Origin of the sequence: Paenibacillus sp. AD87, from assembly GCF_001659845.1 — a bacterium.
GTDB lineage: Bacteria > Bacillota > Bacilli > Paenibacillales > Paenibacillaceae > Paenibacillus > Paenibacillus marchantiae.
On sequence record NZ_LXQN01000016.1, the window covers coordinates 25,631 to 48,291 of the forward strand.

Annotated in this window: 19 protein-coding genes and 1 tRNA gene; 18 read left to right on the forward strand and 2 right to left on the reverse strand. The window is 46.5% G+C overall.

Annotated elements, in window-relative coordinates; all coding sequences use genetic code 11:
- The first annotated feature begins 57 nt into the window (after positions 1 to 57).
- The 11 genes from gpAD87_RS23210 to gpAD87_RS23260 all read left to right on the forward strand — a co-directional run bounded on the left by gpAD87_RS23210 (position 58) and on the right by gpAD87_RS23260 (position 13,291).
- Positions 58 to 1,812, forward strand: a complete 1,755-nt coding sequence (locus gpAD87_RS23210; protein WP_064641191.1) for a hypothetical protein — start codon at positions 58 to 60, stop codon at positions 1,810 to 1,812.
- 194 nt (positions 1,813 to 2,006) lie between these two features.
- The gene (locus gpAD87_RS23215; RefSeq protein WP_064641307.1) at positions 2,007 to 3,740 is read left to right on the forward strand and encodes a tetratricopeptide repeat protein; all 1,734 of its coding nucleotides are present in this window, start codon (positions 2,007 to 2,009) and stop codon (positions 3,738 to 3,740) included.
- 170 nt (positions 3,741 to 3,910) lie between these two features.
- Positions 3,911 to 4,870, forward strand: coding sequence for a thioredoxin-disulfide reductase (trxB, locus tag gpAD87_RS23220; RefSeq protein ID WP_064641193.1), 960 nt, complete (start codon positions 3,911 to 3,913; stop codon positions 4,868 to 4,870).
- A gap of 160 nt (positions 4,871 to 5,030) precedes the next feature.
- On the forward strand, positions 5,031 to 6,062 hold the full coding sequence (locus gpAD87_RS23225; protein WP_082935328.1) for an AI-2E family transporter: 1,032 nt from the start codon (positions 5,031 to 5,033) through the stop codon (positions 6,060 to 6,062).
- 490 nt (positions 6,063 to 6,552) lie between these two features.
- Positions 6,553 to 7,503 (forward strand): ROK family glucokinase, encoded by a 951-nt coding sequence (locus gpAD87_RS23230; RefSeq protein ID WP_064641195.1) that lies wholly within the window; start codon positions 6,553 to 6,555, stop codon positions 7,501 to 7,503.
- Between the two features lie 51 nt (positions 7,504 to 7,554).
- On the forward strand, positions 7,555 to 8,454 hold the full coding sequence (rapZ, locus tag gpAD87_RS23235) for an RNase adapter RapZ (protein ID WP_053782949.1): 900 nt from the start codon (positions 7,555 to 7,557) through the stop codon (positions 8,452 to 8,454).
- Between the two features lie 13 nt (positions 8,455 to 8,467).
- Entirely contained in the window at positions 8,468 to 9,454 is a 987-nt protein-coding gene (locus gpAD87_RS23240; protein ID WP_064641196.1) for a gluconeogenesis factor YvcK family protein, read from the forward strand.
- Between the two features lie 6 nt (positions 9,455 to 9,460).
- A complete protein-coding gene (whiA, locus tag gpAD87_RS23245; protein ID WP_063566495.1) occupies positions 9,461 to 10,399 on the forward strand; it encodes a DNA-binding protein WhiA in 939 nt (312 codons plus the stop codon).
- A 257-nt stretch (positions 10,400 to 10,656) separates the two neighbouring features.
- Positions 10,657 to 10,926, forward strand: a complete 270-nt coding sequence (locus gpAD87_RS23250; protein ID WP_017691248.1) for an HPr family phosphocarrier protein — start codon at positions 10,657 to 10,659, stop codon at positions 10,924 to 10,926.
- 147 nt (positions 10,927 to 11,073) lie between these two features.
- Complete coding sequence (locus tag gpAD87_RS23255) at positions 11,074 to 11,829, forward strand: SIMPL domain-containing protein (RefSeq protein WP_064641198.1); 756 nt, start codon at positions 11,074 to 11,076, stop codon at positions 11,827 to 11,829.
- Between the two features lie 364 nt (positions 11,830 to 12,193).
- Complete coding sequence (locus gpAD87_RS23260; protein ID WP_064641200.1) at positions 12,194 to 13,291, forward strand: PdaC/SigV domain-containing protein; 1,098 nt, start codon at positions 12,194 to 12,196, stop codon at positions 13,289 to 13,291.
- 190 nt (positions 13,292 to 13,481) lie between these two features.
- Here the strand turns inward: gpAD87_RS23260 and clpP are convergent, their stop codons facing one another.
- Both clpP and gpAD87_RS23270 read right to left on the reverse strand, forming a co-directional pair.
- A complete protein-coding gene (gene clpP, locus gpAD87_RS23265; RefSeq protein WP_064641202.1) occupies positions 13,482 to 14,078 on the reverse strand; it encodes an ATP-dependent Clp endopeptidase proteolytic subunit ClpP in 597 nt (198 codons plus the stop codon).
- Positions 14,079 to 14,255: 177 nt separating this feature from the next.
- Positions 14,256 to 14,330 (reverse strand) — tRNA-Arg (locus gpAD87_RS23270).
- A gap of 483 nt (positions 14,331 to 14,813) precedes the next feature.
- Here gpAD87_RS23270 and gpAD87_RS23275 point away from each other — a divergent pair.
- From gpAD87_RS23275 to secG, 7 genes are all read left to right on the forward strand, one after another.
- The gene (locus gpAD87_RS23275; protein ID WP_063566491.1) at positions 14,814 to 15,839 is read left to right on the forward strand and encodes a sugar-binding transcriptional regulator; all 1,026 of its coding nucleotides are present in this window, start codon (positions 14,814 to 14,816) and stop codon (positions 15,837 to 15,839) included.
- A gap of 108 nt (positions 15,840 to 15,947) precedes the next feature.
- A complete protein-coding gene (gene gap / locus gpAD87_RS23280; RefSeq protein WP_024629503.1) occupies positions 15,948 to 16,955 on the forward strand; it encodes a type I glyceraldehyde-3-phosphate dehydrogenase in 1,008 nt (335 codons plus the stop codon).
- 149 nt (positions 16,956 to 17,104) lie between these two features.
- Positions 17,105 to 18,286: a phosphoglycerate kinase gene (locus gpAD87_RS23285; RefSeq protein ID WP_024629502.1), complete on the forward strand. Its 1,182-nt coding sequence runs from the start codon at positions 17,105 to 17,107 to the stop codon at positions 18,284 to 18,286.
- A 33-nt stretch (positions 18,287 to 18,319) separates the two neighbouring features.
- Positions 18,320 to 19,072, forward strand: a complete 753-nt coding sequence (gene tpiA / locus gpAD87_RS23290; protein WP_063566490.1) for a triose-phosphate isomerase — start codon at positions 18,320 to 18,322, stop codon at positions 19,070 to 19,072.
- Positions 19,072 to 20,616 (forward strand): 2,3-bisphosphoglycerate-independent phosphoglycerate mutase, encoded by a 1,545-nt coding sequence (gene gpmI, locus gpAD87_RS23295; protein WP_063566489.1) that lies wholly within the window; start codon positions 19,072 to 19,074, stop codon positions 20,614 to 20,616. The genes tpiA and gpmI overlap by 1 nt, the downstream gene beginning before the upstream one ends.
- Before the next feature lie 239 nt (positions 20,617 to 20,855).
- Positions 20,856 to 22,142 (forward strand): phosphopyruvate hydratase, encoded by a 1,287-nt coding sequence (gene eno / locus gpAD87_RS23300; RefSeq protein ID WP_063566488.1) that lies wholly within the window; start codon positions 20,856 to 20,858, stop codon positions 22,140 to 22,142.
- Between the two features lie 219 nt (positions 22,143 to 22,361).
- Positions 22,362 to 22,595, forward strand: coding sequence for a preprotein translocase subunit SecG (gene secG, locus gpAD87_RS23305; protein ID WP_024629498.1), 234 nt, complete (start codon positions 22,362 to 22,364; stop codon positions 22,593 to 22,595).
- Positions 22,596 to 22,661: the final 66 nt, after the last annotated feature.

The following is a 22,661-nucleotide window of genomic DNA, read 5'->3' on the forward strand; positions in this document are numbered from 1 at the left end:
ACAAGAATTATTGCGCCGAATATTCCGTTCATCGGCATTTGTTTGGAGGGACTGGACATGTACAGACAACTGGTGGAAAGCAATGACAGAGCAGTGCAAAAAGGGATATCCCGGCAAATGATTGATCCGGAAAGCCGTTATTTTGGAGGAACGATTGACCCCTCTACAGGTATCGCTTGGGTCAACCATACGACCGGAACACCTACGGACATGTGTTACTGGGGAGCAGCACTCGCCAATCCGGATTCGATCTATTATCGGGATGAAGATCTGTTAAATCGTCTGCAGCTTGCATCGGAGTACGTACTCCGTAATCAGCATGGAGACGGCTCCATCTCCCCCGGTTGGACCAATTCCCATTCTCCGCCGGATACCGCATTTCTTGTCGTGGGATATGCCCAGTTATATCAACTTCTTCAGCAGCAAGACTGGGAGCCGTTGCAACCTGTGCTGGACAATATGCGCATGTTTCTGGAACGAACTGTTCCAGTCTTGCTGACTGGAGGCTGTCATACGCCGAATCATCGCTGGGTGCTATGCGCGGCGCTCGGTTTCCTGCATCAATTGTTTGACCTGGAGGAAGCTGTGCAGCGTGCAGAGCAGTGGCTGGCTGAAGGTATGGATATTACGCCTGATGGGGAGTGGACTGAACGAAGCAACGGAATCTACAGCGCGGTTAGCGACATCATGCTGATTCATGCGGCACGCCTGTTGAACCGTCCCGAATTGCTGGACCCGGTGAGACTCAATCTTCGTATGATGGTGTATCTTGTACATCCAACAGGTGAGGTTGTTACAGATTACTCAGGTCGCCAGGATCTGGGGAGCGTGCATGATTTATCAACGTATTACTTGCCTTATGCCATTATGGCCCGGTTGGACGGTGATCCGATCTTTGCCGGCATGGCCGATTGGGCGGGAGAAATGTTAACAGATCCCGGCGTCTGCTCGGTCAATGCGCTCGTTCGGCTGCTGCTGGAGCCTGAGCTTCAGCAGCAGGCAGGTAAGGCACGGGAACAGCTGCCTGAGCGGTACGAGATCATACTGAATGAACGATTTGTGCGGGAGGGCTATTTACAGCGAATGGATTCGGCAGGTCATCATGGACACATCTCGCACAGCCGGTTGCATACGGACTTCGGCGCACCTGTAGCACGTATTCGTTCCGGTAATACAAGTGCGACTGTAATGACGGAGGTGCCTTCATTCTTTGCCCTTCGTCATGGTGCCGTACGTCTGCTGGCCGTTCAGTTGGCCTCCTATTTTAATCCAGGGTATGTGCAGATGCAGCATATGTCTCGATTGCCAGCAGGTTACCGTCTGACGGGCGAACAGAGGAAAGGCTATTACGGCCCGATCCCGGATAGCCAACTGCCTGAGACGGCGGGAACAGCTATCAGTCCGTGGTATTTGTTGCCCCATCAGAGTCGAGATCTCACCCATGAACAGACGTTCCTTGTACAGACGGAAGTATTAAGAACGGAAAATGGCTGGACCCTGAAGCTGGCGGGAGAGCAGCCGGAGCAGCTTATGGTGCAGCTGTCTTTCGTGTTCGGCAGCGAGGGCGAGCTTTCCCAGGGGGAATTGCTTGAGACAGATGAAGGCCATTATCTGTGGAAGAGCGGCACGTTGCGTTATTCCTGTGGAGATGACTGGATTGAGCTGACCGGAGGCGAGGTAGGGCATTTGGCAGCAACCGTACGTGAGGCAAAGCTGCCAAATAAGTGTAAGGTTGTACTGGTTAACTTTATGACCCCTTTCCACAAGACAGTTCATATCTCTCTTTCGCCATCCATGGCGTTGAAGCTGTAATTCTGATGAATCTCTCTATAAGGAAGAGTACTTGAAGCAAAAAGATGACATTTCATTCGAAAGGGATGAGGGGGTGTCATCTTTTTTTGCGCATTTTTGGCATAAACGACATGAAACTACATATTGAGAAGTGGGCCTTAAGATGTGGTATACTGGAGAGTATGAATGAAAGCAAAGAGGAGGTGCCTTGGAAGATGAAGGGCAAGCTACTGCGGGCTGAGGGACACCTTGCCAATGTAATACCGATTCACTTGGATGCTTCTTTCTTTTTTGAGAGAGCTGTCCGCTCGCTGGACCGTAATCACGTCGACAAGGCATTAAAATATTTTCGTAAAGCTGTTGAATATGAACCGGAAAATCCGGTGAATCATTGTAATATGGCGGGTATATTATCAGAGAAGGGGGATTACGAGGCTTCCAATGCCGTTCTTGCGCATGTGCTCGACGTGGTAGATCCGTCCATGACGGAATGTTATTTCTATATGGCAAACAATTATGCGAATATGGATCGGTTTGAAGAAGCTGAGCAAGCGCTTGTTACGTATTTGGAGGAGGATACCCAGGGTCAGTTTATGACGGAAGCCGAAGAGATGATGGAGCTTCTGTACTACGAGCTGGATCGACCAGCCAAACTGAACCGGATCAAATCACGTAAAGGTGTCGTTGAACACGATCAGGCGCGGGAATTGTTGGAACAAGGGAAGTTTGCACAGGCGGCTGAGCTGCTGGAAGGCATGTCACCCGATTATCCTGATTATTTGGCTGCTCGCAACAACTTGGCGCTTGCCTATTATTATATGGGGCTGTTTCCCAAGGCGAAAGAGACGATTGCCGAGGTACTGGAGCAGGAGCCTGGTAATCTGCACGCACTGTGTAATCTGGCGATCTTTCACCAGAACGAGAATCGAGCCGACCAAGTGCTGCTTCTGATCAAAAAATTGCGTGTCATCGTGCCTTTTCAGCACGAACAGGTCTACAAATTGGCTACCACGATGGGTATCCTGGGTCAACATGATACGGCTTATGTACATTTCCGTCGGCTGTTGAAGGATGAAGAAACCGCTGCGGACCCAGCTCTCGCACATTATGCAGCAGTCGCAGCTTATAATACCGAACGTTACGATTCCGCTGAACGTCTGTGGCGTCATGTAGGCAAGCTGGATCCAGGTTCGGAAGTATCCCGGTACTATCTGTCGGGTCTTGAGGCTGTGAGACAGGGAGAGAAAGATCCGGAGAAACTAAGTTATCACTATCATCTGCCATTTGACGAGCAATTCAGACAATGGGAGAACTATGGCAACGGCATACCTGAAGAGATGAAAAATGATCCCTTGATCCGTTCCTCTTTCTTCTGGGCGTTGCGACATGGGGATCGGGCAACTAAGCTCCAGGTCATTCATGCTCTTGGCATGATTGGTGATTACGAGGTGCAGCAGGCGCTGCAATCCTTTATCGAGGAACCTGGTGAAGATCAGGATCTGGTGGAAGCCGCTCGTTCCGTATTAAACGGTCTTGGTTCAGAAGGAACTGAGCAGGATGATTCTCCTGTTCTGCGACCGCTAACTGCATTGAGCCAACGAACCATTACGAAGATGGAATCGTTGACGGAACAAACGGAGGCGAAAGCTTCTTCGCATTGGCAGGCGGTAGTGGACCGTGCGTTACAGATGTCTGAAGCCAAAGCCGAATTGCAGCAAGAAATGGAGCGGCTGTGGAAAGACTATGTATCTCGCGTGCACCCGGAAGTACCTGGCACAAAGCAAATTGAAGGTTTGGCTGCGGGATTGGAATATCTGGCTGCTAAGATTCATAGTCGTCCAGTGACCTACCAAAGCATAGCCGACCGGTATGGCATATCAGCTGCCACAGTCAGCAAATATGCACGGCAAATCAATAAAGTGTGCAATTCCAACCCACCGGTCCAGTAAATGTTCCTTGAAAATCTCGCTTTGGGATAGACTTCATTGCGTGAAGGATACATAGGCCTGGAAAACGGGTAAACTTAACGAATAGGTCTCGACATGCCTGTAGGATATCATCATAGCAAGTTAATCGCCACTCAACACACTTTCAACCTTATTAAGGAGGCTGTATCTATATGTCTAAATACAGAACGATTGTGATCGGAACCGGACCTGCGGGTCTGACAGCAGCGATATATCTGGCTCGTGCTAATCTAAACCCACTGGTTATCGAAGGTCTTCAGCCGGGTGGTCAATTGACGACGACAACGGAAGTTGAGAATTTCCCTGGTTTTCCGCAAGGCATTATGGGTCCGGAACTGATGGACAATATGCGTAAGCAAGCGGAGCGTTTTGGAGCTGAATTCAAAAATGGTTGGGTGGAAGAAGTGGATTTCAGCAAACCGCCCTTCAAGGTTAAAGTTGGAGGCATCGGTGAACTGGAAGCCGAATCGATCATTATCTCTACCGGCGCATCGGCCCGTTATCTCGGTATTCCCGGAGAGCAGGAGAATGTGGGACGTGGGGTAAGTACATGTGCCACATGTGACGGATTCTTTTTCCGTGGTAAAAAGATCGTCGTTGTTGGCGGTGGAGACTCCGCGATGGAGGAAGCCAGCTTCCTGACCCGTTTTGCAACAGACGTTACCTTGGTTCACCGCAGGGACGAATTACGTGCCTCGAAAATTATGCAGGATCGGGCTCGCAGCAACGAGAAGGTGAATTGGGCTTTGAACCGTACACCGCTCGAAGTTGTGCCTGAGGCTCTTGGTGTTAAAGGGCTTAAGGTACGTAATAACGAGACTGGACAGGAAGAATTGCTTGAAGCCGATGGCGTATTCATTGCCATTGGACATACACCGAATACGGGTTTCCTGAGCAACCAGATTACTTTGGATGAACACGGCTATGTTGTCGTTAAACCGGGTACAACCGAGACCAACATTCCGGGTGTGTTCGCCTGTGGTGATGTTCAGGATACGAAGTATCGTCAGGCCATTACAGCAGCAGGTTCAGGGTGTATGGCCGCAATGGACTGCGAGAAATTCCTTGAAGGCAGTATTGTGCATGACTGGAGCGAAACACTGGATAAGTAAGCATGAAAAGGGTATGGTTTGGCATAAATTAAGTAGAAGAGACAACGGGAAGTCTCATGATGTGAGAAGCCGGAAGGCTTCTCTTTTTTTGAAACCAAAGTGGGCATGAGATCGTATACATAATGGGCATATTAGCTGTGAGGTGAAGACTTTGGGGGAAATGATAAAAGATTGGTTACAAAATGCAACAGTGCGGCGCTTTCTGATTCTGCTGTTGTTTTGTTTGGTTCTATTCAGCATGGGGAGTATGCTGCACATGATTTTGCTGTTATTCCTGGTGACGTATGTCATGAACAGGTTGCAGCATTTTATCACAGAGAAGTTGAATCGTTTATTTCCGATTAACTATAAAGTCGTAGTCATTCTTCTCTATCTTATCGTTATTGCAGCCATTGTACTGGGCATCTCCAGGTATTCACCACGAATTGTGGATCAGGTCGTTCAGTTAACGAATGAGATAATGAAGTTTCTCGATACCGCTGACGGAGATAATTTTGCTTCCAAAATTGCCGGTTATCTTCAATCGTTCGATATCAAAAACTATACCAACGATGCATTGAAGTATATTTTTGCGTTAAGCAAATGGTTGGAGTTCATTCTGTTGGTCATTATCCTGAGTCTGTTCTTCTTGTTGCAGAAGCGGGAGATTTCCAAGTTTACCTCCAAGTTCAAAACAAGCAAAATCGGCTGGTTCTATAATGAAGTGGCCTATCTCGGAGATAAGTTTGTATCTTCTTTTGGTAAAGTAATCGAGGCACAATTGATGATTGCTGTGTTTAATACAGCTTTGACGATTCTAGGATTATGGATACTTGGTTTCCCGTACTTGTTCGCCTTGACCATTCTGGTGTTCATGCTGAGTCTGGTACCCGTTGCGGGGGTTATCATCTCACTAGTTCCGCTGTGTTTGATCGGTTATCAACTGGGAGGATTACAGCTCAGCGTGATCGTGATCATTATGATCATCATCATTCATGCGCTGGAAACGTACTTCCTGAATCCGAAGCTGATGGCTCACAAAACCAAATTGCCGATGTTTTACACGTTTATCGTACTGATTCTGTCTCAACATTTCCTGGGGATCTGGGGGCTTATCATCGGTATACCGATCTTTGTCTTCCTGCTCGATATTCTGGACGTCAACAAGATGGAAAAAACGGAAGAGCCCGTACGTGTGGAAACGAAGCTGTGACCAGTAGCTGAATAGCTGCTGAAGGTATAGGTTTAGGTTTGTTCATAAAAGTAGAGAAACGCCTCCTGTTATAGGAAGGCGTTTTTTGCGCCGTTAGGCTAAGGGTTGCAACAACTGAACCACGAGTGAACTTATCTTGAATCACGTCTGGTCTATAAGATATTTCCATCTTACCGAACTGTCTGAGACGTGATTAGTAAGGATTGTCATGAGATTCAGATGACAATTGTCATCTTTTACGCATGGAACGAGTGGATATGCAATATCATGAGTTGAGGCTTCCTCCTCTATGGAGGAAGGAATGAAGCCTGCGTTTTTAATAGAGACAAATAAGGTTGTATACGTATTCAAAAATAGCCTGTGATGTTGTTCACAATAGCGAGGAAGCTAATCACAGCAAAGGTCTTATCGTCTTGACCCAGGCGTATCCTTCAATTATAGTTGGTACGTAGGATTAAACTATTATAGATAGATAAAGGTGGCTTGTAGCATGTCTGAGAAAATCTACGTTGGGGTCGATCTCGGCGGAACAGCAATCAAGGTCGGTATATGTGATGAACACGGTCAGCTTATGCATACGTATGAAGGACCGACTGAAGTGGATAAGGGCGTTGACACGGTCATTGCCAACATCGAGAAGTATGTCCGTCATATCGTTGCCGAATCGCCTTACAGCTGGGAACAGCTTGAAGGTGTGGGAGCAGGAGTGGCTGGGTTCACCAATGTACGCGAGGGAATTATCGTTCTTGCCCCTAACATTGGATTTCGGAATGTAGCCATTCGTTCAATTTTGGAAGAACGTCTGGGCAAGCCAGTCAAAATAGATAACGATGCAAACGTGGCTGCACTGGGTGAAGCTTGGGCAGGTGCTGGCAAGGGCGTGGACAACTGTGTATGTTATACGCTTGGTACAGGCGTTGGTGGCGGACTGATCTTGAACGGTAAGATCTATCAAGGTTTCTCTGGTATGGCTGGTGAGCTTGGTCATGTCAGTGTTGTTCCTGATCTGGAAGCCATTCAGTGCGGATGCGGCAAAATGGGATGCGTGGAAACTGTATCTTCAGCAACCGGAATTATTCGTATGGCCAAAGACGCTGTAGAGCGTGGAGATCATACATCACTGGCACTCGTGGACAAGATTGCAGCTAAAGAAGTATTTGATGCAGCTAAGGAGGGCGATGAAGTTGCTCTTCGTATCGTCAATCGTGCAGCGTTCTATCTGGGCAAATCAATGGCGGCTGTAGCGGCTGTGATTAACCCTGAGATGTTCATTATCGGTGGCGGTGTATCCAAAGCGGGTAATATTTTGTTTGATGAAGTACGGACTGTATTTGCGAAACTGACACCTGAACCGCTGCAAGAAGGGGTTAAGATTCTTGAAGCAACGCTTGGCAATAATGCAGGTATTGTTGGCGCGGCAGGTCTTCTCTTGCGTTCCTAGTAACCTCGTAACAGTATAATCCGACAGCAATATGATAAGGAGGGGACATTTATGCTTGAAGGTGAAGTTTCACCGGGCACAGGCGCCACGCTCATTATCATTACGGGCATGTCCGGAGCAGGCAAGACGATTGCAGTACAAAGCCTGGAGGATCTTGGTTTCTTCTGTGTGGATAATCTTCCACCGGTATTGATTCCAAAATTTGCGGAGTTGATTGAGCAATCGAACGGCAAAATTGGCAAGGTCGCACTGGTTATCGACCTTCGCGGTCGTGAGTTCTTTACGGCTTTGTCCGAGTCACTGAACTATATTAAAGATCATTTTACCATTCATTGTGAAATATTATTCCTGGACGCGACAGACTCTGTATTAGTCCAGCGTTATAAGGAGAGCAGGCGCAGACATCCACTCGCTCCTGAGGGCATGCCGCTGGACGGCATCCGACTGGAACGGAAGATGCTGGAGGAACTCAAAAATTCCGCCACTCAGGTACTGAATACCAGTACGATGAAGCCTGCTCAACTGAAAGAGCGCATCATATCCCGCTTTTCTCATCTGGAAAGCCATATGCTGTCGGTAAATATTACGTCGTTTGGGTTCAAATACGGTATTCCTATCGATGCGGATCTGGTGTTTGATGTTCGTTTCTTGCCAAATCCGCATTATATTGAACATTTACGTCCGAATACGGGACAGAATAGTGATGTATATGAATATGTTATGAAATGGCCGGAGACGCAGGCGTTTCTGACCAAGCTGCTGGATATGCTGCATTTTCTGATTCCGCAATACCGGAAGGAAGGCAAAAGCCAGGTTATTATTGGAATCGGCTGTACCGGAGGCAAGCATCGTTCGGTAGCAATATCGGAATATTTGGGCAAAATGTTGGGAAGCAGCGAAACTGAGGCTGTCACCGTGAGCCATCGCGACGCCGACCGGGACCGTCATTGAAGAGGGTGAAGGGATGAAAGAAGCCGGACCACGAAGAGAACGTCCGAGAATTGTAGTCATGGGCGGCGGAACCGGATTATCCGTGATGCTGCGCGGTTTGAAGGAAAAGCCGCTGGACATCACGGCCATCGTGACGGTGGCGGATGACGGAGGAAGTTCGGGCATCCTGCGTAATGAGTTGCAAATGCCGCCTCCGGGCGACATTCGTAACGTACTCACGGCGCTAGCAGATGTAGAACCGTTGTTGTCGGATATGCTGAATTATCGCTTCAATACAGGCGCGGGGCTTGCAGGCCACAGCCTGGGTAACTTGATTTTGGCTGCAATGACGGATATATCGGGCGACTTTGTGACCGCTGTGCGGGAACTTAGCCGCGTGTTTGCCGTTCGGGGTGAGGTATTACCCGCAGCCGGGCAGGCCGTTATACTGCATGCAGAGATGGAGGACGGATCGATTGTTACTGGCGAGTCCAAGATCCCTGAAGCTGGCTTACGGATCAAACGCGTTTTCCTTGAACCGGATCACGTGGAGCCGTTGCCAGAGGCTGTTGAGGCTATTCGTCAGGCAGACGCCATCCTGATTGGGCCAGGTAGTCTCTACACGAGCATTCTGCCCAATCTGCTTGTACCTAAGCTGGCTGAAGCTGTCGTTGAAGCTGACGCAGTAAAAATGTTTATTTGTAATGTGATGACACAGCCGGGAGAGACGGATAATTATACGGTGAGTGACCACCTCAAGGCGGTACATGAACATGTAGGACAACAAGTTTTCGACTATGTCATTGTAAATAATGGTGATATCCCGCTGCAGGTGCAGAATAAGTATGCGGAAAAAGGAGCTAAACCAGTTGTGCTGGATATGAATGTGCTGAAGAGTGCCGGCTATCAAGTGGTTGCGGATACGTTGGTCCTATTCCGGACTTATCTGCGTCATGATGCCGACAAGCTGAGCCATCACATCTATCAACTTGTACAAAATTGGATGTTACGGAAGAGGTGAAGTCCCATGTCGTTTGCAGCACAGACCAAAAAAGAACTAACGATGATCGAAAGCGAACCGTGCTGCGAAAAGGCGGAACTTTCAGCCCTCATCCGTATGCTTGGTGCGGTGCAGTTATCGAATAAAAAAGTCATCTTGGATATTTCGACGGAGAATGCCGCCATTGCAAGACGGGCATACTCTCTGCTTAAAAAGCATTTTCAAGTGCATACGGAATTGCTTGTCCGCAAAAAAATGCGGCTGAAAAAGAACAATGTATATATTGTTCGGATTCCAACCATGGTACAGGTGATTTTAAAAGATCTGTACATTGTTTCCGAAGGATTTCTGTTTACTCCCGGGATCAGTGGAGAGCTGTTCAAAAATAACTGCTGTAAACGTGCTTATCTTCGAGGAGCATTTATGGCAGGAGGCTCGGTCAACAATCCCGAAGGTTCATCCTACCACCTGGAGATTGCGTCCATGTATGAGGAGCACTGTCAGGCCCTGGTGGACCTGGCGAATGAATTTCATCTCAATGCCCGGTGTATAGAACGCAAAAAAGGATTCATCCTATACATTAAGGAAGGCGAGAAAATCATTGAACTGCTCAGTATCATTGGTGCACATCAGGCCCTTTTCAAGTTCGAGGATGTGCGTATCATGCGAGATATGCGTAATTCCGTCAACCGAATCGTCAATTGTGAGACGGCGAACCTGAACAAAACGATTGGAGCAGCCGTCAGACAGATCGATAACATCAGATTGTTGCAAAAGGAAGTTGGTCTGGAGTCGTTGCCCGAAAAGCTTCGTGAAGTGGCTGAAGTCAGACTCGCCCATCCGGATATCAACTTGAAGGAAGTAGGCGAACTGCTTAAAGGTACAGTCAGCAAGTCCGGAGTGAATCACCGGCTCCGCAAGATTGATGAGCTGGCAGAGAAGGTTCGTACCGAGCGTTACGGTTAAATGAAAAGTAGGGCAGCCTGGCAAAGCTGATTGCTTTTGGTTTTCGCCTAAAGGTCAGCTTAAAATCAGCCTATAAGGAACTTGGAGAACTGCTCAAGGTGTAATGAGGTGATGTAAAAAGGCTAAAATGGGTCATAATAATGACATCCCATCACCCTAAGTTTTTTCTTCTAGGTCCTGCTCTGGTTATATGGTATAATGTTATAAATATAATTGTGTATTTAATGTCCAGATTTCATAATAGGGGGTAAGTTTCCATGACAAAGCACCCGGTAGTTGTCCGTTTGAAAACGGGTCTCCATGCCAGACCTGCGGCACTGTTCGTTCAAGAAGCGAATAAGTACTCATCTGAAGTGTTCGTCGAGAAGGACGACAAAAAAGTAAATGCAAAAAGTATCATGGGGATCATGAGCCTTGCAATCAGTACTGGTACGGAAATCCAGATTAGTGCAGAAGGTGCGGACGCCGAACAGGCTGTAAACGCTTTAGTTAGTCTGGTAAGCAAGGAAGAGCTTGAGAACCAATAAGATATGATTTGAACTCAATGAAGAAGTCCCGAAAGGGGCTTTTTTGCGTTTTATGACTGTCAAGTGCAACATTATGGAATTAAGCCCGTCTGTTAGGTATCAAATCGATTTGAGTTTGTGATGTTAAAACTTAAGGAGGCTAACGTAATGGGTAAATTATGGATGAAACCGCTGGGCGCGGTGATGGTCGCAGGTACATTGCTAGTAGGAGGTACTGCTTGGGTGGCACCTAGTAACTATGCATATGCTGCTGAGGTACAGGGGGTACAGCAAAACGTGATTAACGTTGTGGGTACAGGTGAGATTCAGGTGAAGCCTGACATCGCTTATCTTTCCATTGGAGTGAACAGTACGGCAGATACCGCAGCCTCTGCGCAAAAAGCGAATGCAGCGAAAATTCAAAAGGTTAGCAATCTGCTGAAAAGTACGTGGAAAATCAGTGCGGATGATATTCAAACCAGCCAGTTCTACGTACAGCCTGACTACACGTATAGTGAAAAAGACGGACAGAAGATCAAAGGGTACACAGCTCATCACACATTGACTGTAACTTACCGGGAGATGGACAAGATTGGTGAACTCCTGGATGCTGCATCCCAAGCTGGTGCCAACAATATTGAAAATGTACGTTTTACGGTAGAAAAACCGGAGAGCTTTGAAGCTCAGGTGATTGAAAAAGCTGTTGCTAATGCTGATGTAAAAGCTGGAGCTATTGCAAAAGCGGTTAAACGTCAACTGGGTGCTGTTCTGTCTGTGAGCCAAGGTGACGCCAATGTACCTGTGTTCTATGCAAGTGAGGCTTTGATGTCCAAAGCGACAGCTGATTCTGCTGGTAGCACAGAAATTGAAACAGGACAGGTTAAAGTAAGCACAACGCTGAATATTACTTATGAAATGAAATAAGTGAAATAAATAAGGCTGGATGTCCGTTAAAGATATGCTTGAGCGGGCGAAAGGCAATAATGACAAAGACGTTGTCCATCGGACAGCGTCTTTTTTGTTATAAAGGCGCACTTTGATGAAGTTTGGAAAGAAGAGGTGAAATATGACGAAATGAATTGCTGGTTTTTGGTATCTTTTTTGTCCATTTGTTCGTAACAAAACCTTCATTATAGGCATCTGGATCGAACAACATTGTAACTGGAGCTGTAAACCTTTCCGCAATTGGGTTAATTATAATAAAGAGGTGAGCGTATGAGGCATACGATCAAATCAGGATACATACGCAATGACACTCAAATTTGAATTCGAGAGAGGAGTTTTATATATGACATCATTGAAAAAATGGACTAGTGCACTACTGGCGGCAGGAATTATTGTGGGGAGCGGGGCTGTATGGCAGGATAGTTCTGTACAGGCAGCTTCAGTATCCACGAAAGTGACAACACCTACTGAGGTAACTCTGAAGTCGGGAGGCAAAACTCTTACTCAAAAAGGACTCCTTCAAGGTGGCTCCACTTGGGTATCGCTTACCGCAGTGAAAGATGTTGCAGGTGGAAGCTTGAAATATGATGCAAAGGCTAAGGAGTACTCCTTAACGGCAACTAATAATACGATGACCATCAGCCTGATTGATGGGGCACCGAGTGTTAGAATTAATAACTACTATCCACAAGTGGAAGCGAAGCTGATCAATGGCCGATTGTATATTCCGTTTTCTGCAATGAGAGATTATTTGGGTGTTCAGGGCAACTGGGATGGCAAAGCCAAGACACTGACGCTGAGCAAAGTGAAGCAAAATAGCGTGACAGTCAAAGCGGCAACAGTGAAAGTCAGCATCAAGAACGCTGAAGTCGATATTCAATATCCTCAGGTTAGCGGACTTGCTAACGATAAAGCAGAAGCAGCTATCAACAAGGTGCTGAAAGATGAAGTCGATGCTTTTGTAGCAGATTTCAAAAAACAAACTAAGGAATTTGGTGACGCAGCAGCGAACCGTCCATATGCATTTGAGAGTTCTTATGTCGTGACATACAACGAAAATGGTGTGCTTGGACTCATTACGCAAAGTTATCAGGACTATGCAGGTGCACATGGCATGACGTTCCGTTCAGGTCACACCTTTGCTCTGGATTCCGGCAAGGAATTGAGTCTGGATGATGTAATTCAAAATAACAAAACTGTGCGTCAGACAGTAAGCAAAAAAGTTGGAGATCAGCTTAAAGCTAGCGGTGGTTACCTTGAAGGCTATAAAGGTCTGAATAAAGATCAGGATTTCTATGTAACACCAACAGGTGTAGTTGTATTCTTCCAGTTGTATGAGTATACAGCTTATGCGGAGGGCTTCCCAGAATTCCCGTTCACATACAAAGAGTTGCTTCCTAAAGGCACAGAGCCGTTCAGTGGCTTAACAGCCAACAAGTAAAGTATTAGATTTTCTATGAAAGTTAATTGAATCGATTGAATTTGTATCATGCACTTTTAAATTATCTTCATAAAAAGGACGCCCTCGTCATATGACAAGAGCGTCCTTTTTTCATATAGCCAACTCAACTGGGCGTTGCCGTTTGAGTGGGCTATATGGTACATCCGTTTAATTGGTGATTCGCCTCGGCTTAGATGCCTTGGGAACCTACGTTTTCAATAACTTTATCGATGATACCGTAATCGGCAGCTTCAGCAGCACTCATAAAGTAGTCACGATCTGTATCTTTCTCAATACGCTCCAGCGGTTGGCCTGAGCGCTCAGCGATGATGCGGTTCAAAGTATCACGCATTTTCAGGATGCGGCGGGCACGAATTTCGATGTCCGAAGCTTGACCTTGCGCACCACCAAGTGGTTGGTGAATCATGATTTCGCTGTTAGGCAATGCAAAACGTTTACCTTTGGCACCTGCGTTCAACAGGAATGCACCCATCGAAGCCGCCATACCTACACAGATGGTAGATACATCAGGTTTGATGAATTGCATTGTATCGAAAATCGCCATACCGGCTGTAATGGATCCGCCTGGGCTATTGATGTATAAGTGAATGTCTTTCTCCGGATCTTCCGCAGCTAGGAACAACATCTGTGCCATGATGGCATTCGCCACAACGTCATTTACATCACTGCCAAGGAAGATGATACGATCCTTCAGCAATCTGGAATAGATGTCATAGGCGCGCTCACCGCGGTTGCTCTGTTCAACGACCATTGGAATATAACTCACGTGAAAAACCTCCTCAGAAATGTAAATGTTAATTGGTGTTATATATAAACTGTTACCGTATTACCCACATCATAAACAATTCCAAACAAAAAGTCAAAGAAAGTCAAACTAAGTTTAAAAAAAAAGAAACCTATTCGGTTTCATTGGTTAAGAGTGTTATGAGCTACTAATTAAGAATGGCGCGCCCGCCAAGAATCGAACTTGGATCTCAGGCTTCGGAGGCCTACGTCATATCCATTGGACCACGGGCGCACATTGATTATTGCTGCAAACATAGTTGCATAAAAGCAGTTTTGAAATAGAAGCTTCAAATATGTGACAGCAATAATGATTATAGCTCATGAGTAATTTAATTGCAAGCTGATGTTCGCTGTTTTGGTTTGGATTACCCTGAAATTGATCATGATGAAAATAAGTGGATAAAGAGCGCAAATAGGTAAATGCTAAAAGAGGTTTTGGACATGCCATATGAAAAACCATAGCAAGCAATATGTAGATGAGAATTTTACTTTGCTTCTATATATGGTGTCGAACAGGTTGTTCTCGATCATAGTAGATTGACATTGTGAAAATAGGCGCGTACAAACGCCTGAAACGTGTCGAATTAACGCTTCGAAACACTTGCATGTCACGTCAGTTTTAGGTAGAATAGACGTGGGACTTAAAAAGTTAACCCGGGACGTTTTGGGGCCATGAAAGAAAGCTTGGAACGAGAAGCTTGCGGGAGTGGAAAGCATGCGAACGATTTTAGAAGTGCAAAAGCAGCTTCTGCCTGATCTCATGGATGTCTTGAAGAAGAGGTATACGATTCTGCACCAGATCATGTTATCGGATGTGATCGGACGAAGAACGTTAGCTAATTCCATGCAGATGACCGAGCGGGTTCTGAGGGCTGAGACCGATTTGTTAAAGGCTCAGGGACTTATTGAAATTGACAGTGCAGGGATGAAGATCAGTGAGGCAGGGCATGAATTGCTGCAGCAGTTGGAACCCGTCGCCAAAGAGCTGTTCGGATTATCCGAACTGGAAGAGCGCATCAAGCAAGCCTACGGTCTGCAAAAGGTAGTTGTGGTTCCTGGTGATTCGGACATTTCTCCATTTGCCAAACGGGAACTGGGTAGAGCCGGAGCGAAGGCTCTGGGTAATATTATGACTGATAACGATGTTGTCGCCGTAACTGGCGGTTCAACAACGGCTGGAGTCGCAGAGCAACTGACTCCGCCAACATCGCTGAAAGGTGTCTGGTTTGTACCGGCACGCGGTGGGCTGGGAGAAAGCCTCGAAATTCAGGCCAATACGATTGCATCCACGATGGCAAAACGGGTAGGGGCCCAATACAAACTCCTGCATGTACCGGATTTGCTTAGTGATCATGCCTACGAATCACTAATCCAGGACCCAAGTGTTCAGGAGATTCTGCAGCTGATTCGAAAATCGCGGATCGTCATTCATGGAATCGGTGATGCCGTAGAGATGGCACGGCGCCGTAAACTTGCGACAGAGATCATAGATGAACTTCAGGCGCAAGGGGCCGTATCTGAATCCTTCGGTTATTACTTTAATGATCAGGGTGAGGTGGTACACACCATGCTTACGCTGGGCATGCGACTCCAGGATATTGAACGAACCGATGTCGTGATCGGAATTGCAGGTGGCAAAAGCAAAGCTGCTGCTATACACTCCGTGCTGCGATTTGGCCAGGAAGATATTCTGATTATTGACGAGGCTGCTGCCGAAGTCATCGTTGCCGAAATGGAATAAGAGTTTACTTTTCACCACAACCATTGTTGTCTTGACGGACTTCACGGTCTGTCTTGAATATATAAGTTTCATAAAAAAAATTAATCAAAACTTGGGAGGAACTTACTCATGATTAAAGTAGGTATTAACGGTTTTGGACGTATTGGACGCTTGGCATTCCGCCGTATTCAAAATGTAGAGGGCATTGAAGTAGTAGCAATCAACGACTTGACTGATGCTAAAATGCTGGCTCATTTGCTCAAATATGATACAACTCAAGGTCGCTTCGATGGCGATGTTGAAGTACACGATGGCTTCTTCAAAGTGAACGGTAAAGAAGTTAAAGTATTGGCTAACCGTAACCCAGAAGAACTTCCTTGGGGCGACCTGGGCGTAGATATCGTTCTGGAATGTACTGGTTTCTTCACAACTAAAGAAGCAGCTGAGAAACACTTGAAAGGTGGAGCTAAGAAAGTTGTTATCTCCGCACCAGCTACTGGCGACATGAAAACCATCGTTTACAACGTAAACCATGAAATCCTCGACGGTACTGAAACTGTAATCTCCGGCGCATCTTGCACAACAAACTGCTTGGCACCTATGGCAAAAACTCTGCAAGACAAATTCGGAATCGTTCAAGGTTTGATGACTACAATTCACGCTTACACTGGCGACCAAAACACTTTGGATGCTCCACACCCTAAAGGTGACTTCCGTCGTGCTCGCGCAGCAGCTGAAAACATCATCCCTAACACAACTGGTGCTGCTAAAGCAATCGGTCTGGTTATTCCAGAACTGCAAGGTATCCTCGACGGTGCAGCTCAACGTGTGCCAGTAGCTACTGGTTCCCTGACTGAGCTCGTAACTGTTTTGAACAAAAAAGTAACTGCTGAAGAAGTTAACGCAGCTATGAAAGAAGCTTCCGATCCACAAACTTTCGGATACACTGAAGACGAAATCGTATCTTCCGATATCCAAGGTATCACTTTCGGTTCCCTGTTTGATGCAACTCAAACTAAAGTTCTGACTGTTGGCGACCAACAATTGGTTAAAACTGTAGCTTGGTATGACAATGAAATGTCCTACACTGCTCAACTGGTTCGCACTTTGGAGCACTTTGCAAAAATGATTAAGTAATATCTGCAATAACATAGAGCGGAAACAGATGCTATTGTTTCCGCTCTTTATATATCAACATTTTGCAAATTTCTCAAAAACACCAGGATTGACAAGGGATTTCAGCTCTTGATTGGTCCACCAAATACATGGGTGCGGAGGAAATACAGATGAACAAAAAAAGTGTACGCGATATCGAATTGACAGGAAAACGGGCTTTTGTCCGTGTAGATTTTAATGTGCCGCTCGAAGATGGTAAAATTACAGATGACAAACGTATTCGTGCCACGCTTCCTACGATCAACTACTTGATCGAAAAAGGCGCTAAAGTTATTTTGGCAAGCCACATGGGCCGTCCAAAAGGCGAAGTGGTTGAATCCATGCGTTTGACTCCAGCTGCTGAGCGTTTGTCCGAATTGCTCGGTAAAAAAGTCGTTAAAGCGGATGATTCCGTTGGCGAAACAGTAAAAGCTCAAATCGCTGAACTGAACAATGGCGACGTATTGTTGCTTGAGAACGTTCGTTTCCACGCAGGCGAAGAGAAAAACGATCCTGAATTGGCAAAACAATTTGCTGAACTGGCTGACGTATTCGTTAACGATGCATTCGGCGCAGCTCACAGAGCACACGCTTCGACAGAAGGTATCGCTCATTTGTTGCCAGCAGTATCCGGTCTCTTGATGGAGAAAGAACTTGAAGTGTTGGGCAAAGCAATCTCCAACCCTGAGCGTCCTTTCACAGCAATCATCGGTGGTTCCAAAGTTAAAGACAAAATCGATGTGATCGACAACCTGTTGAACATTGCAGATAACGTAATCATCGGTGGCGGCCTGACTTACACGTTCTTCAAAGCACAAGGACATGAAATCGGACAATCTCTGTTGGATGATTCCAAACTGGACGTTGCTCTTGGTTTCATTGAAAAAGCGAAAAAATTGGGCAAAAACTTCTACCTGCCGGTAGATATCGTTGTATCTGACGACTTCAGTGCAAGTGCAAACACACAAATCGTTGGTATCGACGGCATCCCTGCAGACTGGGAAGGCGTGGACATCGGACCGAAAACTCGTGCAATCTATGCTGAAGTGATCAAAAACTCCAAGCTGGTTGTATGGAACGGACCAATGGGCGTATTCGAAATTGAGCCTTTCTCTAACGGTACACGTGAGGTTGCTGAAGCTTGTGCAGAGACAGAAGCATACACCATCATTGGTGGTGGTGACTCCGCAGCAGCAGCTGAGAAGTTCAAATTGGCTGACAAAATGGACCACATCTCTACAGGTGGCGGTGCATCGCTCGAGTTCATGGAAGGCAAAGTGCTTCCTGGCGTAGTTGCATTGAACGACAAGTAAGCTTTAAGCTATAGCATGAAGGAGTTGAAAACCATGAGAACACCGATTATCGCAGGTAACTGGAAAATGTTCAAAACGGTTTCCGAATCCAATGACTTCATTCAGGAAGTTAAAGGAAAAGCGGAAGTTGAAGGCGTAGAGACTGTTATTTGCGCACCGTTTACGAATCTGCCATCCCTGGTAGAAGCCGTTAAAGGCACAAACATCAAAATTGGTGCACAAAATCTTCATTTTGAAGACAACGGTGCATTCACAGGTGAAATCAGCGGCGTGATGCTGAAAGACCTGGGTGTGGATTACGTCATTATTGGTCACTCGGAGCGCCGTCAATATTTTGCGGAAACCGATGAGACTGTCAATAAAAAGTTGCATGCAGCATTCCGTCACGGATTGACTCCAATCTTTTGTCTTGGTGAGACGCTTGAAGAGCGCGAAGCTGATCAAACGAAAGACGTGTGCAAAGTGCAAACGGAAGCTGCTTTTGCAGGTCTGTCCGCAGATCAGGCAGCACAAGTAGTTATCGCTTATGAGCCAATCTGGGCGATTGGTACAGGCAAATCCTCTACTTCCCAAGATGCGAATGAAGTTATTGCTTACATTCGTACGTTGGTGAAGGATCTGTACGACCAAAAGGTAGCAGATGCAGTTCGTATTCAATACGGCGGCAGTGTTAAACCTGAGAACGTAACAGAATACCTCGGACAAAGCGACATCGACGGCGCGCTTGTTGGCGGTGCCAGCTTGCAGCCGGCTTCGTTCATCGCGCTTGTTGAGGGGGCGAAGTAATGACAGCTCCAAAACCTGTAGCACTGATCATTATGGACGGCTTTGGTCTTCGTAACACGGTGGAAGGCAACGCGGTAGCGCAAGCTAAGAAACCGAACTATGACCGTTTTATGAGCCAATTCCCACATACAACTCTCACTGCTTGCGGTGAAGCGGTAGGTTTGCCTGAAGGGCAAATGGGGAACTCCGAGGTAGGTCACCTGAACATTGGTGCCGGCCGGATCGTATACCAGGATTTGACTCGTATCTCCAAATCGATTCGTGACGGTGAATTTTACGACAATGAGACACTCGTTAAAGCTGTTCGCGAAGCGAAACAAAGCGGTAAAAAGCTTCACTTGTATGGTTTGTTGTCCGATGGCGGCGTACATAGTCACATCGACCACTTGTTCGCTATGCTGGATCTCGCCAAAAAAGAAGGAATGAATGACGTATACATTCATGCTTTCATGGATGGCCGTGATGTTATGCCAGATAGCGGTAAAGAGTTCATGCAGAAGCTGATTGCCAAAATCGAGGAAGTCGGTGTAGGACAAATCGCAACGGTTCAAGGTCGCTACTATGCGATGGACCGTGACAAACGTTGGGAACGTGTTGAGAAATCATATCGTGCCATCGTTTATGGTGATGGACCAAAATACACTGATCCACTCAAAGCAGTTGAAGAATCGTATGAAAAATCCGTATTTGACGAATTCGTTGAACCAACGGTTATCGTTAAAGCGGATGGCCAGCCGGTAGGTTTGGTGGAGAGCGGCGATTCCGTCATTTTCCTCAACTTCCGTCCTGACCGTGCGATCCAACTGTCGCAAGTATTCACGAACCAGGATTTCCGTGGTTTCGACCGCGGTCCGAAGTTCCCTGTGGGCTTGCACTTCGTGTGCCTGACCTTGTTCAGCGAGACCGTTGAAGGTTACGTGGCTTACTCGCCTAAAAACCTCGACAACACGCTGGGTGAAGTTCTGGTACAGAACAACAAGAAACAATTGCGTATTGCAGAAACCGAGAAATACCCGCACGTAACCTTCTTCTTCAGTGGCGGCCGTGATGTTGAGCTTCCGGGCGAAACACGTGTGCTGATTAACTCACCAAAAGTTGCAACATACGACTTGCAGCCGGAGATGAGCGCGTATGAAGTAGCTGACGCATGTGTTCGTGAGATTGAAGCAGACAAACATGACGCCATCATTCTGAACTTCGCTAACCCTGATATGGTTGGACACTCCGGCATGCTGGAGCCTACCATTAAGGCAGTAGAAGTAACAGACGAATGCATGGGCCGTGTTGTGGATGCAGTTCTCGCTAAAGGCGGCGTTGTGCTGATTACTGCGGATCATGGTAACGCGGATATGGTGTTCGATGAGCAAGGACGTCCGTTCACTGCTCACACAACGAACCCGGTTCCACTCATCGTTACAGATGCTAACGTTACCCTGCGTGAAGGCGGAATCCTCGCGGATATCGCTCCAACGATTCTTGACCTGATGCAATTGCCTAAACCGGCTGAAATGACAGGTACATCTGTCATCGCTACCCGTAAATAATATAATTTTAATAGGTTATTGAATAAGGCCTAAGTTGAACCTTAACGAAGCGGGCAGAACCGATCTGTAGAAGCGAAGCGTTCGCCTTTATCACATGATTTCAACTTATAAAAACAAGTTCAAAGAAATCAGGGGATAACAGCGATCGGAAGACGGTACTGCATGCGGAGTGGCCTGGTGAAACTCACTATTCTGAACGTATTAAAATAAAATTCCAAATTAAAAGGAGATTATCACTCATGACTATTATTTCTGACGTGTACGCTCGCGAAGTCCTCGACTCCCGCGGTAACCCTACAGTTGAAGTTGAAGTATACCTGGAGTCCGGCGCAATCGGACGCGCTATTGTACCATCCGGTGCATCCACTGGTGCCCACGAAGCTGTTGAGCTTCGCGATGGCGACAAATCCCGTTACCTGGGTAAAGGTGTTCTGCAAGCTGTTAAAAACGTAAACGAAACAATCGCTCCAGAAGTAATCGGTATGGATGCATTGGATCAACTGGGTATCGATAAATTGATGATTACTTTGGATGGTACGCCAAACAAAGGTAAACTGGGTGCTAACGCAATCCTGGCTGTATCCATGGCTGTAGCTCGTGCAGCTGCTGACGCTTTGGATCTGCCATTGTACGTTTACCTGGGCGGATTTAACGCTAAAGTACTGCCAGTACCAATGATGAACATCATCAACGGTGGTGAGCATGCTGACAACAACATCGACGTTCAAGAGTTCATGGTTCTTCCAGTTGGAGCACCAAGCTTCAAAGAAGCTCTTCGCGTAGGTGCGGAAATCTTCCACAACCTGAAATCCGTACTGAGCTCCAAAGGTCTGAACACAGCTGTAGGTGACGAAGGCGGCTTCGCACCGAACCTTGGTTCGAACGAAGAAGCAATCACTACAATCATCGAAGCTATTGAAAAAGCAGGTTACAAACCAGGCGTTGACGTATTCCTGGGTATGGACGTAGCTTCCACTGAGTTCTACAAAGATGGTAAGTACACACTTGCTGGCGAAGGTAAATCTTACACTTCCGCTGAGTATGTTGACCTTCTGGCTTCATGGGTTGAGAAATACCCAATCATCACAATTGAAGACGGTATGTCCGAAGATGACTGGGATGGTTGGAAATTGCTCACAGAAAAATTGGGAGACAAAGTACAACTCGTTGGTGATGACCTGTTCGTAACGAACACAGAGCGTCTGGGTAGAGGTATCGAACAAGGTATCGGTAACTCCATCCTGATCAAAGTTAACCAAATCGGTACATTGACTGAAACATTCGATGCAATCGAAATGGCTAAACGTGCAGGATACACTGCTGTAATCTCCCACCGTTCCGGTGAGTCCGAAGACAGCACAATCGCTGACATCGCTGTTGCAACAAACGCTGGTCAAATTAAAACGGGTGCTCCTTCCCGTACAGACCGTATCGCGAAGTACAACCAATTGCTCCGCATCGAGGATCAACTGGGCGAACTGGCTCAATACAATGGTCTCAAAGGTTTCTACAACCTCAAAAAATAAGTTGTCTTACGACAACTCATGGGCAAGCCGGGTAACCGGCTTGTCTTTTTTATTAAGTTGATTTTAATTATTTAGAAGATTAAAAGGGTTAAAAATGGTGGCTATATCTGAGTAATTGAGGAAATGCCACTACTTGTATCACGTTAATAGCTGTGTTACAATTAAAATAACTGTTTTTATGGTGAGATGTTATGCCCACATGGGTAGGAGGTGGAAAGAATGGATATTGCTTTGAAATTGCTGCTCGTGGTGTTTTCGATCGGTCTAATCACTGTAGTATTGCTGCAGCACGGGAAAAGCGCTGGTTTGGCGGGTGCCATCTCCGGTGGTGCGGAACATCTTTTCGGTAAAACGAAAGCGCGCGGACTGGATCTTTTCCTGCAACGTGCAACAGTTGTACTGGGTGCAGGATTCTTCATTTTGTCTATCATCGTTACGGTTGTCTCCAAGTAAGAGTCGGAGTGCCCTATGTAACGCGATAGTTTCGAGCAGGAACGCTTGAATGATTAACCTTCGTTT

What these genes read in the sequence shown, in the direction of transcription:
- gpAD87_RS23210 (WP_064641191.1), top strand. Translation starts at nt 58, where the DNA reads ATGTACAGACAACTGGTGGAAAGCAATGACAGAGCAGTGCAAAAAGGG.
- gpAD87_RS23215 (WP_064641307.1), top strand. Translation starts at nt 2,007, where the DNA reads ATGAAGGGCAAGCTACTGCGGGCTGAGGGACACCTTGCCAATGTAATA.
- trxB (WP_064641193.1), top strand. Translation starts at nt 3,911, where the DNA reads ATGTCTAAATACAGAACGATTGTGATCGGAACCGGACCTGCGGGTCTG.
- gpAD87_RS23225 (WP_082935328.1), top strand. Translation starts at nt 5,031, where the DNA reads ATGATAAAAGATTGGTTACAAAATGCAACAGTGCGGCGCTTTCTGATT.
- gpAD87_RS23230 (WP_064641195.1), top strand. Translation starts at nt 6,553, where the DNA reads ATGTCTGAGAAAATCTACGTTGGGGTCGATCTCGGCGGAACAGCAATC.
- rapZ (WP_053782949.1), top strand. Translation starts at nt 7,555, where the DNA reads ATGCTTGAAGGTGAAGTTTCACCGGGCACAGGCGCCACGCTCATTATC.
- gpAD87_RS23240 (WP_064641196.1), top strand. Translation starts at nt 8,468, where the DNA reads ATGAAAGAAGCCGGACCACGAAGAGAACGTCCGAGAATTGTAGTCATG.
- whiA (WP_063566495.1), top strand. Translation starts at nt 9,461, where the DNA reads ATGTCGTTTGCAGCACAGACCAAAAAAGAACTAACGATGATCGAAAGC.
- gpAD87_RS23250 (WP_017691248.1), top strand. Translation starts at nt 10,657, where the DNA reads ATGACAAAGCACCCGGTAGTTGTCCGTTTGAAAACGGGTCTCCATGCC.
- gpAD87_RS23255 (WP_064641198.1), top strand. Translation starts at nt 11,074, where the DNA reads ATGGGTAAATTATGGATGAAACCGCTGGGCGCGGTGATGGTCGCAGGT.
- gpAD87_RS23260 (WP_064641200.1), top strand. Translation starts at nt 12,194, where the DNA reads ATGACATCATTGAAAAAATGGACTAGTGCACTACTGGCGGCAGGAATT.
- gpAD87_RS23275 (WP_063566491.1), top strand. Translation starts at nt 14,814, where the DNA reads ATGCGAACGATTTTAGAAGTGCAAAAGCAGCTTCTGCCTGATCTCATG.
- gap (WP_024629503.1), top strand. Translation starts at nt 15,948, where the DNA reads ATGATTAAAGTAGGTATTAACGGTTTTGGACGTATTGGACGCTTGGCA.
- gpAD87_RS23285 (WP_024629502.1), top strand. Translation starts at nt 17,105, where the DNA reads ATGAACAAAAAAAGTGTACGCGATATCGAATTGACAGGAAAACGGGCT.
- tpiA (WP_063566490.1), top strand. Translation starts at nt 18,320, where the DNA reads ATGAGAACACCGATTATCGCAGGTAACTGGAAAATGTTCAAAACGGTT.
- gpmI (WP_063566489.1), top strand. Translation starts at nt 19,072, where the DNA reads ATGACAGCTCCAAAACCTGTAGCACTGATCATTATGGACGGCTTTGGT.
- eno (WP_063566488.1), top strand. Translation starts at nt 20,856, where the DNA reads ATGACTATTATTTCTGACGTGTACGCTCGCGAAGTCCTCGACTCCCGC.
- secG (WP_024629498.1), top strand. Translation starts at nt 22,362, where the DNA reads ATGGATATTGCTTTGAAATTGCTGCTCGTGGTGTTTTCGATCGGTCTA.